The sequence below is a fragment of the Anaerocolumna sp. MB42-C2 genome, assembly GCF_030913705.1.
Taxonomy (GTDB): Bacteria; Bacillota; Clostridia; order Lachnospirales; family Lachnospiraceae; genus Anaerocolumna.
This window is the reverse complement of sequence record NZ_CP133190.1, coordinates 4,117,501-4,132,103: the sequence shown is the minus strand read 5'-3', so window position 1 is coordinate 4,132,103 and position 14,603 is coordinate 4,117,501. Positions and strand designations below refer to the sequence as shown.

Genomic DNA, 14,603 nt, shown 5'->3' with positions numbered 1-14,603 from the left:
TGGTCAAATCCGAGTTAAGTTTATATAAATTAACTCCTTTGATATGTTATATAATCTCCAGATAGTCTTTATCCGGAAGTTCAGGAAATTTTATGGAAGGCAAGGTCTGATACCAGAATGCAGTAGAAGAAATATCCTCCTGTAAAGGAAGATATCTGCCGTTTTCCCGCCAGCCCAAAGCCTGTATCGTCACCTTTATATCCTTGTTAAAACGAATGGGATCGGATATAATATAACTTATCAGAAGTAATTTACATACTTATCAGAACTTGGTTTTCATACTTCTGATAAAAAGTATTGCTTTGTATAATTGACTAACTAATACTATCTTTAAAGGAGCACTATTATGTTATTAAAAATACATGAATTTGCCGAATTCAGTGGAATCTCAACCAGAGCACTGCACTTATATGACAAAATAGGGCTGTTTTGCCCCGCTAAAACAGATGAAACAAACGGATATCGTTATTATGATACCGAACAGATGCTTGAACTTAACACTATACTTAGTTTTAAAAAGGTCGGTTTGCCTTTAAAAGATATAAAAGAAATAACATTAAGCGGATATTCTAAAGAAATCATTGCAAAGAAATTGTTGGAAAGAAAAAATGAAAATCAAAAAATAATTGATATAACCAATTTCAATAATGAAATAATAGACTCCATTTTACTTAACTTAAATAGTGATAGCTCGAATAAAACAAATGAGGAGCAGGAAGCCTTACGCCTTTCTAAATTGATTTGTTTAGAAAACGAAAAGCTGGAACAATATTTATCACAGATTTTATGGTTATAACCTGTTCGACTCCGTTATGGGCAAACAGGAATTATTGTTATTTCAAAATTCTATTTAGTAAAATATTAACCATTATTTTACATATATCGTTTGTAGAAATAATTTTATATGATTCGTTTAAATGATCCTTTTTATATGATTCGTTTTAAATGATTCATTTTAAATGATTCATTTTGTAAAATTTTATTTGCTTAATTTTATATATTGACTTTACACCTGCGTCATAGTTTACACTCCTTTTAAGGAGGTAATATTATGGCGTATTTTAGTTTATTGTATGAGACAAAATTAAGTGAAGACCGTATTAAGACAACAGCAAAAAAGCAGTGGTTACTTAAGGCCTTACCAGATAAACAGCGAAACTTTGAACTGGTGGGCAGTAAAATGGTTGAAATAAAAAATGACCCAAATAAGGATGCCTGCAGATTTCCTGCTTTTTTTAAAGATTTAAATCTGGATCAGGTAATAGAAAAGATAATATTAGAAGATACCGATACCATGTTAAAAGAGACATTTTATGAATTATTACAGACGAAAGAAGAAATAACTTACCGACAGGACATTTTCAGAGATCTGGAGAAACCTGATATCTATCAATCCATTCTAAAATTTTATGGTTCACTAAGCCAAGTAAAGCAATTTATTGATTATTCCGAAAGAGCTAATCATCCCCTTCAATCCTGTAAATACAGGCTGGATGCCATGAATCTGTATTATAATAGTATCCGCTGTTTGCTTATAGAGACTTCACAAAAAATTGATTCAGCCGGATTGAATAACATGCTTACCCTGCTTAAGGAATATACCATAAGCGATACTTTTCTTAATTTAAGTAATATAAGTATTACTTTAAAAGATAAAATAGAATCTATACACTATAATTTAACCATATTGCCGGATAAAATATTGCTTTATTTTAAAAATGAAGATAATGATTTCAGTGAGAAATTAAAGAATGTATTTTTCCCCAATCAAAATTATCAGAATAATATTATATTTTTCCGGCAGGTCACCTTAACGGATTTGGAACTAAAGATTGCAGATGTTTTATATAAAAAAGAAAAGGGGGTTTTTACAGATTGTTCCGAGTTCACCACAAAACATTCTGATTTTATTGACCCGCTGATAGTCAGAATATACCGTGAACTTAAATTTTATATTTCCTGCCATACTTACATCTATACTTTAAAATCCAAACAGTTTACTTTCTGTTATCCGGAGATTGTAACTAACCGAAAGCTTGAACTACAGGGATTTTATGACCTTGTACTGGCTTACAAGTCCAAAATAAGTTCGGACATTATATCAAACAATATATTATTGGACGAAATCTTTTCCGGTGTTTGGATTACAGGTTCCAACCAGGGCGGTAAAACAACCTTCGCACGATGTATCGGACAGATTGCTTATTTCATGTTAATAGGATTACCGGTTCCCGGTCACTTTGCCAGACTCCCTCTATTTAGTGGGATATTCACTCACTTTTCAACGGAAGAAACCGCTTTGACCGGTAATGGAAAATTAAAAGAAGAGTTGTTACAAATAAAAGAAATGCTTTCCTATGCAAATAACCAGGATAATCTCTATATTCTGAATGAATTATTTTCTTCGACTACCACTCTGGATGCATATGATATGAATAAACTGTTAATCCAAAGATTAATCGAAAATAACTCTTCTATTATCTGCGTTACCCATATTCCCAGCCTCGCAGCCTCCTGTAAGGAAATGCTCAGCTTAGGCACAAAGACGGGTAACAATGAAAAAAACAGACGAACCTACCAGATAATACCTAAAGCTGCCGAACCCACTGCTTATGCATCTGATATTGCCAACCGATATCATTTGACCTATAAACAGATTAAGGAGGAACTGGTACATGAATAATAACCTTTTATATTATGATCAGACTATTACTGCTTCCAACCCCAGCTCTGCCCAAGGTAAGTTTATCCGTGATTTAAAGTTAGACTTGGTACTGGATACCATTGCAGAGGAGGATCCTTATATCAGAATGCTTTTTAGAAAACTATTTTTAAATCCCTCCGTGAGAAAAGAGGAAATTATAAAACGGCAGGAAATTCTGAAAGAAGCAATACATTATCAACAATTTTTTAATTCTGTTTATCTTTTATCCACAGAAGCAATCAATAAAATAAACATATCCAGTGAATCATCCCACCCCAGATATGATAATATGATACCGGTCTCTAAAAAGCTAATTACCCAAAGTGATATTACAGTCATAAATCTCCGCTACCTGGGCCTTATTAATACTTTAATAACTGATAACAAAAGTTCATTTTCCTCCTCTCATTTAAACGAGTTTATTACGATGACATTAAAAAACTATTCCAAGGACTTTCTTCAAAAATCTAATGAATTATTAAATGAACTACAGGATTTGAAATTCCATTCTGAAATAGAAATCGGCGGCCATCCAGGGTTTGGTCTGAAATTAAGGGAAGTACTACTGCATACCATTTCGCCTTCAGAAAAAAACACAACCAAAACTAAGCCTAAATATTCTAACAAAGCAGATGCTGTCATACTGCTTGATAATCAAACATTAATTAATAACAGCGAGGAAATTATTAATTCCTGTTTCGTGTGGATTCTAAAAACACTGAGTGATTTTAATAATGAGGTACGTACTTTTTTTGAATCAGTTCGGGAAATGTTTGGTTTCTACGCGGGTGCAGTAAGTCTTTTTCACAAGATAACAAAGGAGGGAGAGGATGTATGTTTCCCGGATTTTATTAGTACAAAGGGATATGAATTTTCCAGCTTGAAAGATATCGGATTGATCTTAAAAAAAGAAGTTCCCGTTGTAGGAAATTCTGTTTCGTTTTACAGGAAAAACCTATGTATTATAACCGGAGCTAATCAAGGGGGTAAGACCACTTTCTTACGAAGTATAGGACTGGCACAGCTTATGGCGCAATGCGGTTTATTTGTAACAGCTGCTTCTTTTTCCTGTTTTATATACAATGGAATCTTCACCCACTTTCCCGATGAAGAAGACAGAGACCTTAAAACCGGCCTGTTGGAGCAGGAATTACACAGACTTCATGATTTAATCCCTACTATGAACAAAGACAGTCTGTTACTTATGAATGAGACTTTTTCAACCACAACCGAATATGACGCCGGTTATCTGGCAGAGCAGATCACTGCAGCGTTTCGCAGCTGCGGCCTTTTCACCCTCTTTGTTACGCATCTATATGAATATGCCCATAAACTATATACAGAAGCACCAGAAGACTGTATCTTCTTTCGTGCTAAAAGAAATAATGACGGAAGCAGAAGCTTTGAAATAGATACCGGCGAACCGGTAAAATCCAGTTATGCTCTGGACTTATATCATGAGATCTTAGATTGATTCTATCGGTTAATCTTTCCCCTAATAGAATTGATATAACATATTCTACTAGCGTAAGCACTTAAAACTAAAACAGAATAAAGTGTCAGCATGCTGACACTTTCGCGCCCTCGCGGACCCTGTAACAGGATACTTTCACTCCGCGAGGTGTGCATCCTGCCCGGTGGAGCTTTTTATTTACTAGAGAACTTGTAAATAAAAAAAGCTTGATTCAGGTTTTTACACCTAAACAAGCTCTTCTTAACCTCCTGCACTTAAAAATCGTATACTGCAATATTACTACAGCGCTTTCCTATATAACATTTCAATATCCTTAATCTCAGTTTTTCTCGGGTTTACGGTTATATTACCGCTTTTCATAGCATCTTTTGCCATATCCTTAATTTTATCCTCCATGACACCGACAGCGCTAAGTTTTTCTGGTATCTGGAGCTCATGTAACAGTTTTTTCACTTCTTCCACCAGTGAATTGGTACCCTGATATATTTTATCTTTCCCGGTTTTTAATAAATGGTAGATTACTTCATATTTTCCGTTATCCGCAAGGGCATTATACTCAAGAACAACCGGCAGTAATATTGCATTGGCAATGCCATGAGGAATATCAAAATAACCTCCTAACGGATGAGCCATTGCGTGGACATCGCCAAGCCTTGCCCAGTTAAAAGCTATTCCTGCAAATGTACTTCCAAGCAGCATCGAGCTTGCAGCTTCTTCATCACTGCGGTCTGCAACAAACCGCCGTATATTTCTTCCAATCGATTTTATAGCATATTCAGCCATGGCTTCGGTAAAAGGAGAAGCTGCTTTTGACAGGTAGCTCTCTATACCATGAACCAGAGCATCTATGCCTGTCGCAGCCGCAACATCGGCAGGAAGAGACATTATTAACTCAGGGTCCAGCAGCGCATAAGCCGGTATCAACTCATTACTGAATACAGTCAATTTATAATTTCTGGACTTATCCGTGATAACTGAAAAAGCCGTAACCTCACTTCCAGTACCGGCAGTAGTGGGAATTGCTATAATTGGAGCAATTTTACCGGGAACTTTACCTCCGCCCTCATATTGTGTTATATCACCGCCATATACTGCAAGTACTCCAACCGCTTTTGCCACATCCATAGGGCTTCCCCCGCCTAAAGCTATAATTCCTGCAGTATTATTATTTAAATAAGCTTCTGTCGCGGCATTTACCGTTTCAACGGAAGGATTTGCTTCAATATCAAGGAATTCGACATGCTCTATTCCTGCCTCATCCAATATATCTGTTACTTTTTTGACTGTTCCGATTGCTTCTAACCTCCTGCCGGATAGTATCATTATCTTACCGGATGGCAGATTATCTAATATAGAAGGTAATTTTTTTAAGCTTGACTTACCAAAAATAATATTCTGTGGTATTGAAAACATAAATTCAAACATAATCCAACTCCATTCATCCTTTTGTCAATTTTCAATCCTCTGACTGCTTTTTTTGTTACCATAAAAAATCAGGGAACTTAATTTTTAAGTATTCTTTAATCAGTATCACGCAATTATCGATTCCAACCCGCTTACTATTTAAGGTAAGATCATAATTAACCGGATTTGTCCAATAATTTCCTCCGGTGTAATGTTCATAATAGGCTGCTCTGTATTGGTCTGTTTTCGTAATGGATGTATGTGCTGTTTCTTCATTTACATTCATTTTACTCATAACTTTCTGAACGCAAAAATCCCTGGGTGCCTCGATATAAATACTGATTACATTGGAATGCTCTTTTAGAATCCAATCGGCACATTTACCTACAATTACGCAGGATTCTTGACTGGCCAGATTTAAAATAATCTGTTTCTGGAATTCGAACAGTCTTTCATCCGATACAAAATCTACATCTACCGGATTTGGTTTCAAGGACCTTGGCAGCCCTCTTAATAATCCGGAAAACTTTTTCCCCCTAATTTTTTCATTAACTTCGTTAAATAAGTCCTCATCCAGTCCGCTTAGCTGTGATGCAAGTGTTAATATTCTGTTTTCGTAACAGGCAATACCTAATTCCTCCGCCAATCTGGAAGCAATCTCTTTCCCTCCACTTCCAAAACCTCTAGCTACTGTTATTACGTAATTATCCATATGTAACCTCTCATTCCGCCGACCCTAGCGGCATAAAATATAATGAAAGAAACCATCTTGAGACGACTTTAATTCTTAAATCCATTTTTTATATAAGGCTTTCCACGGTTTCCTTAATAATTTCATATGCTTTATCGCAGTCTTCCTCTGTCAGGATCAAAGGCGGAACCATACGGATTGTGTGTGCACCTATTGAGGTAATAAGCAGCTTCCGGTCAAAACAGCCATGCTTCACATCAATTCCTTTAATCTGATCATCGAATTCCACACCAACTAACAGCCCCTGTCCTCTGACTTCTTTTACATGCGGCAAGGTATTTAATTTATTCATAAAATAATTTCCAATTTTTTTCGCTTTCCCAGCAAGGTCCCTATCAAGTAGTTCCGTGACCTGGGCCAAGGAAGCCGCACAGGATACGGGATGTCCGCCATATGTCGTTCCATGAGAACCCGGTGTAAATACTCTCGCTACCTCATTTCTCGCGCAAATAGCACCGATTGGCATTCCTCCGCCCATCGCCTTTGCCATGGATATTATATCCGGTTTGATTCCATAATTCATAAAAGACATCACTGCACCGGTTCTGCACCATCCGGTCTGTACCTCATCCAGCAGTAACAATAAGCCTTTTTCATCACATAATTTACGAAGTCCTGTCATAAATTCTGTCGTTGCCGGAATGACACCGCCCTCACCCTGCACCGGTTCTACCATAATTGCAATTGTATTGTCTGTTACCGCATCTTCAAAGGATTTTAAGTCATTGAAATCAGCGTAGACAAAACCAGGTGTCATATCGCCAAAACCAATCTGGCAGGCATTCATAGGCTGTCCCGTAGCACTCATGGAACCAAACGTTCTTCCATGAAAGGACATTTTAGCAGTTATAATCTGATATTTCTCAGGGCCAAATAGGTCAACGCCATATTTTCTAGCCATTTTTATCATTGCTTCATTCGCTTCGGTTCCGGAATTTTGAAAAAAGATTTTATCCATATGGATCGCATTGCAGATTTTTTCAGCTAGTAATACCTGCGGTATGGTATAGGGATAATTAAAAGTATGAATAATATCCGCAACCTGATCTTTCACAGCAGCAACCACTTTTTCATTGCAGTTACCGGCGCTGTTTACAGCAATTCCCGCATAGAAATCCAGATATCCCGTACCTGTTTCATCATATTGATACATATCTTTTGCGGTTTCAGCCACAAAGTCAAACCTTTCATAAGTCTCGATAATATATTTTTTTGCTTTTGCTTTCAGTTCTTCTTTCGTTAATCCTGTGTCTTTTAATTTCATTTCATATGCCTTCTTTCTAATTAATTGAATAATTACTTCTTTATTAAATCAATTTGAATCATAATTTAATATACTATATTATTTAAAACAAAATATCGAGGTAAGCCTAACCGTATCAGCTCCATCATTACGATACCAATGTTCAATATCTGAATCAAAACGAAATGCATCACCCGGTCGAATTATATATTTCTTTTCCCGTACCCTCAGAGTTAAAATTCCTGTTGCAACGGTGATATACTCCACCGTATTTTCACCATGAGATCCGCTGTAGTAGGTGCCATTCCGGTAGATATCCATACCATAAATCTCAAATGGTTTATCCTTTTCATACGGAAAGTAGGTAAAAATACTGTATTGCCCCTCTACTTCTTTGGTCGGTACGATTTCATCCTTTGATATATAATAGGTCTCCTGTCTGGGTGTTTCAATCAGCTCCGACAGCTCAACCCTAAGTCCGCTTACAATCTTACCCAGGCATCCAATGGATGGGTTTGCCTCTCCCCGTTCAATCTGTGCCAGCATACTTTTACTCACACCGGTTTGTTCGGCTGTTCCTTCCAGGCTCAGGTTTTTTGCAATTCTCATTTTCTTTAAGTTAATTGCTATATTTTTATTGATATAATCCAATCTGTTCACTCCTTAGCTGAAAAGCCTTTCTCACCCATTCATAAAACGGGTTAAGAACTCTTTCGTTCTTGGATTAGCCGGTGCCGTAAATAATCTCTCGGGTACGTCGCATTCTGCAATTACACCCTGATCCATAAATATTGTTCTGGTAGATACATCTCTGGCAAATGCCATCTCATGAGTTACGATAATCATGGTTAACCCATCTTTCGCTAATTCCTTAATTACGGTTAAAACTTCTCCTACCATTTCCGGATCCAGTGCGCTGGTTGGTTCGTCAAAAAGCAGTACCTCCGGCTCCATGGTCAATGCCCTGGCGATTGCAACTCTCTGTTTCTGCCCGCCGGATAACTGGGCAGGTTTTGCATTGATATACGCCGCCATTCCTACCTTTTTTAAATATTTTATCGAAATAGCGTGTGCCTGTTCTTTATTTTTTTTTAAAACTTTTCTGCATCCTGCCATGCAGTTCTCTAGTACGGTCATATTATTGAATAAATTAAATGACTGAAACACCATTCCTACTTTTGAACGGTAATCGTTAATTTTCTTCTGGGAACCTCCGATTTCAGAATCTCCATAAAATATTTTTCCGCTGGTCTTGTTTTCGAGAAGATTCAAACATCGCAGCAGTGTCGATTTACCGGAACCTGAAGACCCTATAATACATACGACTTCTCCTTTTTCTATATTGAAATCTATATCCTTTAAAACTTCATGGGTACCAAAGGATTTACTTAAATGTTCCACATTAATAATCGTCATATGTTTTTCCTCCTAGTCCGTTAAATATTCTGTTGCTAATTCATAATCTTTCTTATCTTCCAGCTTCTTTTCCAATAAGTTTAATAATTTTGTAAATGCCGCACATAAAATGAAGTAGATTGCTCCTGTAATTAAGAAAGCTTCAAAATAACGGTAATAGGTATTCGCAGCTGTTTTTGTAGCAAAATAAAGTTCAGCTATTCCGATAACATTCAGTACGGAAGTCATTTTTAAGTTTGTAATGAACAGATTACCCATCTCTGGAATAATATTGCGGAAGGCCTGTGGTAAAACAACAGAAAACATAATAGTAAAATGAGACATTCCAAGTGCCTTTCCACCTTCAAACTGTCCGTTATCAATGGAAATAATACCTCCCCGCACCGTTTCTGCCATATATGCACCGGTATTAAGTAAAATAACAAGTACAGCCGCAGTAAAAGATGATATATCTACCCCGTATTGTTTCAATCCGTAATAAATAACCATTGCCTGAACCATCATGGGTGTCCCTCTGAAAACATGGATAAATATGTTGCAGATTGCTTTCATTCCTTTGTAATATATTTTTTTGAGCCTGCCATCCTCTGGATGAACCGGTGTCGATTGAATGATGCCAAGCAGGAAACCTAATAAAAACCCAAATAAAGTTCCAAGTATGGAGGTTTCTAAAGTTATCACGGTCCCCTTCCAGAAGTATATTCCATATTTCTGTAATAAAAATATAATCCATTCAAAAATACTCTTTTCCATACTCATTCTCCTTAACATTGACCACCGGTTTATCCAGCGGTTTATTTTATATAAAAAAGGAGACGCATAGGATCTGTTACGCTCCCATGCGTCATATTTTTTTATTATTTATTATCCTAAATTAGTTACTTAAAGGTTGTAAGGTTGCTGCGATATCCATTAATGCATTCATGCTATGTTCATCCCAACCAATTGCATCCAAAGCATCATCCAGCTTTTTCTGTAATTCACTGTCTCCTTCTTTTACGGCGATACATACATTTAATGACTGGCCTTCCGGTACGGTAAAACCATTTGGTTCTTCAAATCTAATATAAGTAAGGTCCGGATTAGACATCGTTGCCGACATTGCTGTAGGTTCATCCAGAACCGCACAGTCTGCGGTACCTGTTGCAACAGCCATAACTACCTCGGATGTCGTTTCATAATAGGTTAATTGCTTTACATCCGGTATTTGCGGTACATATTGTTCCCATATTGTTCCGATCTGGGTTGTTGAGGAAGTTCCCTTAAAGTCTGCTAATGTCTTGGCATTAGTCAACGGACCGTCTTTTTTTACAATTACAACATTGTTTCTGATATAATAAGGATCCGTAAAATCAACACTTTGTTCTCTTTCTTCCGTGTAACCCATGCCTGCTATAATTGCATCATAATCACCGGAATTCATTCCTAATACAATACTTGACCAGTCTATCTTATGTATTTCCAATTCCATACCCATCTGATCCGCAAGCTTTTTTGCTACCATGACATCATAACCGTAAGCATAATCACTGGTACCGTATATTGGTATTGCTTTATCTCCATTGGGTAAACTGGGTTCTGACTGTGTCCAGTTAAAAGGAGCATATGCACATTCCATGCCGACTCTTAAAACTTTCTTATCACCACTCCCTGTATCGCTATTCCCTGTATCTCCGCTTTGTGTATCCACACCAGTCGTTTCAGCATTTGAAGATACATTTGTTGCATCAACACCCTTAGAATTTGTTTTAGACCCACATCCTGTTAATAGTGAAAACATTACTGTAAAGCATAACATTAAGCTAATCATTTTACGTTTCATAATAAAACCTCCTCAAAGAATTATACTGTGAATAGTCTCGCCAAGAATATGCGAGCCATTGCAAGAATAGCAAAAGACGCTATTCTTCAGGGCCTATGCCCAAAAAACAAGGGCGTTAGTGTGACCTTTGAGGACTTATTCTGCAGTATAAGCCTCCCTTACTGTGCTTGGTAACCAGAAGAAACCTGCGCCAGCTTCTTGCCGCTCGCGACCGCGATGGAATTAGAACAAATGCTTTCGCGAAAATCAAAAAAGGTGTTGGTTTTGCCCAACACCTTTGTTAATATTAAAATATTATAATCGTCCGATAATCGTTTGTCAATATACATTCAAACAATATTTTGTACAAAATATTTTTACATACTAAGTCTTTTCTAAGATAGTTTGTATATTTGTATCAACATATTGCACAATATTGTTTGTATATTGTTTGTAAAATATTTTTCTGCTCCTTATATCTTAATAATCAAAAAGGATTGAGTGTTCGTTTATTACACTCAATCCTTTAATTAGGGCTGCTTAAAGCTATATTGCTATAACCCTGGAAGTATGTCTCACTCAATTAATTTATCTAAATAAATGTTATAAATCACTCTTCTCCCTTTAATGCATTTAGTTTAATTCTTTAACGAATTAGAAATTTTGTATCTCATCTTGAACTATTTAAACAGGCTTTATTAATGATTACAGCCGTATCTCCTTTATATGACACTAAAGCAGCTCCGGAATTGTTCAAAGTTAAAGATACGATATTAATCCGCTCATCATCTGTTTTAGATATAGAGGATACAGCAGTTTCCGAGTGCTTATCGATGGCACTCCAGTATTCTTTAAGTTTACTTAATACATCCGGTTTCAAGTCACTGATTTTTTCCTTACTCTCCCATTTGGTACAATTATTTTTTAATAAGTCTACCCAGTCTGTACCAGAAGCATCAAATTCTTTTATCATATTATCCTTTAACTTTTTCCCATCTATATCTGAATAAATGAGTTTTACATAATTAAGATAACTCGTTTTAAAGGGAAACCAATCAGCTTCTACTGCGTCATTTACTTCCAGGTAAACGGTAGCATCATAACCGAATTTTTTAATCTTATCTGCTAATATAATTGTTGTTACGGGTTTTTCGTACTTGTAAACAACTCCGTCAACTCCCTCTTGAATGGATAAGACTTCTTCAATTTCATCAAGGGACATACCCCAATATAATTTTTCAATCGGTGGTTGAAATCCATAAGCCTTATACGAATTTCCGTCATCAATTTTTTCGCAGCCAGTTGTAAGACAAATTAATATAAAATAAATGCATACTACTTTAAAAGCTTTTTTCACGTTATTGCCTCATATATTTAAAATCTATAATTAATAATCAACCATCAAGTACTTCTAACAGGTCTACTGTTAATTCAAAGGAATCATTATCTCCAGTTCTTACATAAAGAGAGGTACAATAATTACCTGTGCTATCATCTTTATAGTAAGAACTATTTTTTGCACTTGTTGTATATTTTTTACCGTTGCCCGGAGTTCCGTTTGTGACTGTAGTATCCATAAATGGATAACCCATAAGTGATGCTATTATACCATGTTTTATATATGCAACTGGTGTTGTACTATAATTTACATATGACTGTTCTTTTTTAGCCCGAACCAATATGTCATTATAAAGTCCCGGAACACCGCTTTCGTAATATTTTAATGTATAATATACTGTCTGAACAGCAACTACATTATATTGAGAAAGACTTTTGTATAAACTCGAATCTACATAAGTAATTACATCACCGGTAACAGTATTTTCTAATGCCATATTGTCAATAACATATTCTTTTTCTATACTTCCATCAGAATAAGTATTTTCTTTAATTAATTGCGTCGCCAATATTCCATTATTTTGAATGTTTTCTTCGTCACGTATATTAAACGAATTTCTGTTATTTGACTTTTCATTCGCTTGGGTAATTGCTAAACGGATAAGCTCATCTAAATCTGTAATTCTATTATATGTTACAGTAGAAATACATTTCTCCGAATCATCACTACTTTCTGCAATGGCAATTGTCTTAGTAAAAAATGTTGCAGTTAATAATGAAAAAATAAACAACAACATAACTAAGTTCTTTATATAACCTTTTTTTCTCATTATAATTCACTCCCTTTTCTACATTATTATTTAAACACTGTTATTTTAATTATTTAATCTCTACTAACTACTATTATTATAAATATCTACTGCCATATTTTATTCATCTCCTTTGAAAAATAGTATATAAAGCCACTAGCTAATCCAAATAATCTTTAGATATGCTAGGCATTATAAATATTAATAAAAGTTAACTAAATAAATTATCATTCCATTAATTGTTATATTTTTACTTAATTTAGATTATAGTATAAAAAAAATAAAATACAAGAATACAGATAAATAATATGAAATTGTTAAACACTTATCAACAACTTCTATTACCATACTATCAGTTTCTCATATAATTTAAGTAATTGCTTGTATTTTTTAACGCCATAAGAGACAAATTGAATATTCCTATCCGGTTTTCTACTTGCTAAACTCATAGGTTACTGCGTTACTATTTTAGTAAGGGTTTAAAACTCTCACTGAAACAATTTCGTATAAATAACTTTATCCATCATAATACAGATCACCTGAACTTCATGTAAAAAAATTCTCATACAATATGCAATAACAATGGTTGAAATTAGACCGTTTATATATAAGTTATCCTGCTGTATAAACTAAAAAAAGGCTACCAAATATCTGGTAACCTTCTTTCTTATATCTTCAAAACTACACACTATCCATCTCTATTTAACCATCAACCTTTTGGTCAAGCCCTCGACCTATTAGTATTAGTCAGCTCCATACATTACTGCACTTCCACCTCTAACCTATCCACCTTGTCGTCTTCAAGGGGTCTTACTGCTTTCGCATGGGATATCTTATCTTGAGGGGGGCTTCACGCTTAGATGCCTTCAGCGTTTATCCCTTCCCGACTTGGCTACTCGGCCATGCACTTGGTAGTACAACCGATCCACCAGAGGTCAGTCCAACCCGGTCCTCTCGTACTAAGGTCAGCTCCTCTCAAATATCCTACGCCCGCGCCGGATAGGGACCGAACTGTCTCACGACGTTCTGAACCCAGCTCGCGTACCGCTTTAATGGGCGAACAGCCCAACCCTTGGGACCTACTACAGCCCCAGGATGCGATGAGCCGACATCGAGGTGCCAAACCACTCCGTCGATGTGAACTCTTGGGAGTGATAAGCCTGTTATCCCCAGGGTAGCTTTTATCCGTTGAGCGATGGCAATCCCACTTTATACCACCGGATCACTAAGTCCTAGTTTCCTACCTGCTCCACCCGTCGGTGTCGCAGTCAAGCCTTCTTATGCCTTTGCACTCTGCGAATGGTTTCCAACCATTCTGAGAAGACCTTTGAGCGCCTCCGATACCCTTTCGGAGGCGACCGCCCCAGTCAAACTCCCCACCTGACATTGTCCACTGCCCGGATCACGGGCACATGTTAGAAATCCAATACTGCAAGGGTGGTATCCCAACAGTGGCTCCACCACGACCGGAGTCGTAGCTTCCAAGCCTCCCACCTATCCTGTGCATGCAATACCGAATCCCAGTATCAAGCTAGAGTAAAGCTCCATGGGGTCTTTCCGTCCTGGCGCAGGTAACCAGCATCTTCACTGGTATTTCAATTTCACCGGGTGCATTGTCGAGACAGTGCCCAAATCATTACGCCTTTCGTGCGGGTCGGAACTT

13 protein-coding genes and 1 rRNA gene (1 of these 14 running past the window's edge) are annotated in these 14,603 nt (G+C 36.6%); 3 read left to right on the top strand and 11 right to left on the bottom strand.

Annotation, left to right across the window (positions count from 1 at the left end; translation table 11 throughout):
- Positions 1-46: 46 nt before the first annotated feature.
- The gene (locus RBU59_RS18420) at positions 47-229 is read right to left on the bottom strand and encodes a DUF2961 domain-containing protein (protein WP_330698557.1); all 183 of its coding nucleotides are present in this window, start codon (positions 227-229) and stop codon (positions 47-49) included.
- 117 nt (positions 230-346) lie between these two features.
- On the opposite strand from RBU59_RS18420, the gene RBU59_RS18415 reads away from it, so the two are divergent.
- The 3 genes from RBU59_RS18415 to RBU59_RS18405 all read left to right on the top strand — a co-directional run bounded on the left by RBU59_RS18415 (position 347) and on the right by RBU59_RS18405 (position 4,178).
- Complete coding sequence (locus RBU59_RS18415) at positions 347-796, top strand: MerR family transcriptional regulator (protein WP_308143940.1); 450 nt, start codon at positions 347-349, stop codon at positions 794-796.
- Between the two features lie 255 nt (positions 797-1,051).
- Entirely contained in the window at positions 1,052-2,683 is a 1,632-nt protein-coding gene (locus RBU59_RS18410; RefSeq protein WP_308143939.1) for a MutS-related protein, read from the top strand.
- Entirely contained in the window at positions 2,676-4,178 is a 1,503-nt protein-coding gene (locus tag RBU59_RS18405) for a MutS-related protein (protein ID WP_308143938.1), read from the top strand. Before RBU59_RS18410 ends, RBU59_RS18405 begins: the two co-directional genes overlap by 8 nt.
- A gap of 279 nt (positions 4,179-4,457) precedes the next feature.
- On the opposite strand, the gene RBU59_RS18400 is transcribed toward RBU59_RS18405, so the two are convergent.
- The 10 genes from RBU59_RS18400 to RBU59_RS18355 all read right to left on the bottom strand — a co-directional run.
- Positions 4,458-5,603 carry an iron-containing alcohol dehydrogenase gene (locus RBU59_RS18400; protein WP_308143937.1) on the bottom strand — a complete coding sequence of 382 codons (1,146 nt, stop codon included), beginning with the start codon at positions 5,601-5,603 and terminating at the stop codon, positions 4,458-4,460.
- 55 nt (positions 5,604-5,658) lie between these two features.
- Positions 5,659-6,294: a cytidylate kinase-like family protein gene (locus RBU59_RS18395; protein WP_308143936.1), complete on the bottom strand. Its 636-nt coding sequence runs from the start codon at positions 6,292-6,294 to the stop codon at positions 5,659-5,661.
- An 88-nt stretch (positions 6,295-6,382) separates the two neighbouring features.
- Entirely contained in the window at positions 6,383-7,597 is a 1,215-nt protein-coding gene (locus RBU59_RS18390) for an aspartate aminotransferase family protein (RefSeq protein WP_308143935.1), read from the bottom strand.
- Positions 7,598-7,675: 78 nt separating this feature from the next.
- The gene (locus tag RBU59_RS18385; protein ID WP_308143934.1) at positions 7,676-8,236 is read right to left on the bottom strand and encodes a helix-turn-helix domain-containing protein; all 561 of its coding nucleotides are present in this window, start codon (positions 8,234-8,236) and stop codon (positions 7,676-7,678) included.
- A 21-nt stretch (positions 8,237-8,257) separates the two neighbouring features.
- On the bottom strand, positions 8,258-8,992 hold the full coding sequence (locus tag RBU59_RS18380) for an amino acid ABC transporter ATP-binding protein (protein ID WP_308143933.1): 735 nt from the start codon (positions 8,990-8,992) through the stop codon (positions 8,258-8,260).
- A 12-nt stretch (positions 8,993-9,004) separates the two neighbouring features.
- On the bottom strand, positions 9,005-9,745 hold the full coding sequence (locus tag RBU59_RS18375; RefSeq protein ID WP_308143932.1) for an amino acid ABC transporter permease: 741 nt from the start codon (positions 9,743-9,745) through the stop codon (positions 9,005-9,007).
- A gap of 121 nt (positions 9,746-9,866) precedes the next feature.
- Positions 9,867-10,814 (bottom strand): transporter substrate-binding domain-containing protein, encoded by a 948-nt coding sequence (locus RBU59_RS18370; protein WP_308143931.1) that lies wholly within the window; start codon positions 10,812-10,814, stop codon positions 9,867-9,869.
- Positions 10,815-11,463: 649 nt separating this feature from the next.
- On the bottom strand, positions 11,464-12,150 hold the full coding sequence (locus RBU59_RS18365; RefSeq protein WP_308143930.1) for a hypothetical protein: 687 nt from the start codon (positions 12,148-12,150) through the stop codon (positions 11,464-11,466).
- A gap of 37 nt (positions 12,151-12,187) precedes the next feature.
- Entirely contained in the window at positions 12,188-12,961 is a 774-nt protein-coding gene (locus RBU59_RS18360; protein ID WP_308143929.1) for a hypothetical protein, read from the bottom strand.
- 696 nt (positions 12,962-13,657) lie between these two features.
- Positions 13,658-14,603, bottom strand: a 23S ribosomal RNA gene (locus tag RBU59_RS18355) (it continues 1,972 nt past the right edge of the window).

Coding starts and splice junctions, on each gene's coding strand:
- RBU59_RS18370 (WP_308143931.1), bottom strand. CDS start 10,814: ATGAAACGTAAAATGATTAGCTTAATGTTATGCTTTACAGTAATGTTT.
- RBU59_RS18380 (WP_308143933.1), bottom strand. CDS start 8,992: ATGACGATTATTAATGTGGAACATTTAAGTAAATCCTTTGGTACCCAT.
- RBU59_RS18400 (WP_308143937.1), bottom strand. CDS start 5,603: ATGTTTGAATTTATGTTTTCAATACCACAGAATATTATTTTTGGTAAG.
- RBU59_RS18390 (WP_308143935.1), bottom strand. CDS start 7,597: ATGAAATTAAAAGACACAGGATTAACGAAAGAAGAACTGAAAGCAAAA.
- RBU59_RS18410 (WP_308143939.1), top strand. CDS start 1,052: ATGGCGTATTTTAGTTTATTGTATGAGACAAAATTAAGTGAAGACCGT.
- RBU59_RS18395 (WP_308143936.1), bottom strand. CDS start 6,294: ATGGATAATTACGTAATAACAGTAGCTAGAGGTTTTGGAAGTGGAGGG.
- RBU59_RS18375 (WP_308143932.1), bottom strand. CDS start 9,745: ATGGAAAAGAGTATTTTTGAATGGATTATATTTTTATTACAGAAATAT.
- RBU59_RS18415 (WP_308143940.1), top strand. CDS start 347: ATGTTATTAAAAATACATGAATTTGCCGAATTCAGTGGAATCTCAACC.
- RBU59_RS18405 (WP_308143938.1), top strand. CDS start 2,676: ATGAATAATAACCTTTTATATTATGATCAGACTATTACTGCTTCCAAC.
- RBU59_RS18360 (WP_308143929.1), bottom strand. CDS start 12,961: ATGAGAAAAAAAGGTTATATAAAGAACTTAGTTATGTTGTTGTTTATT.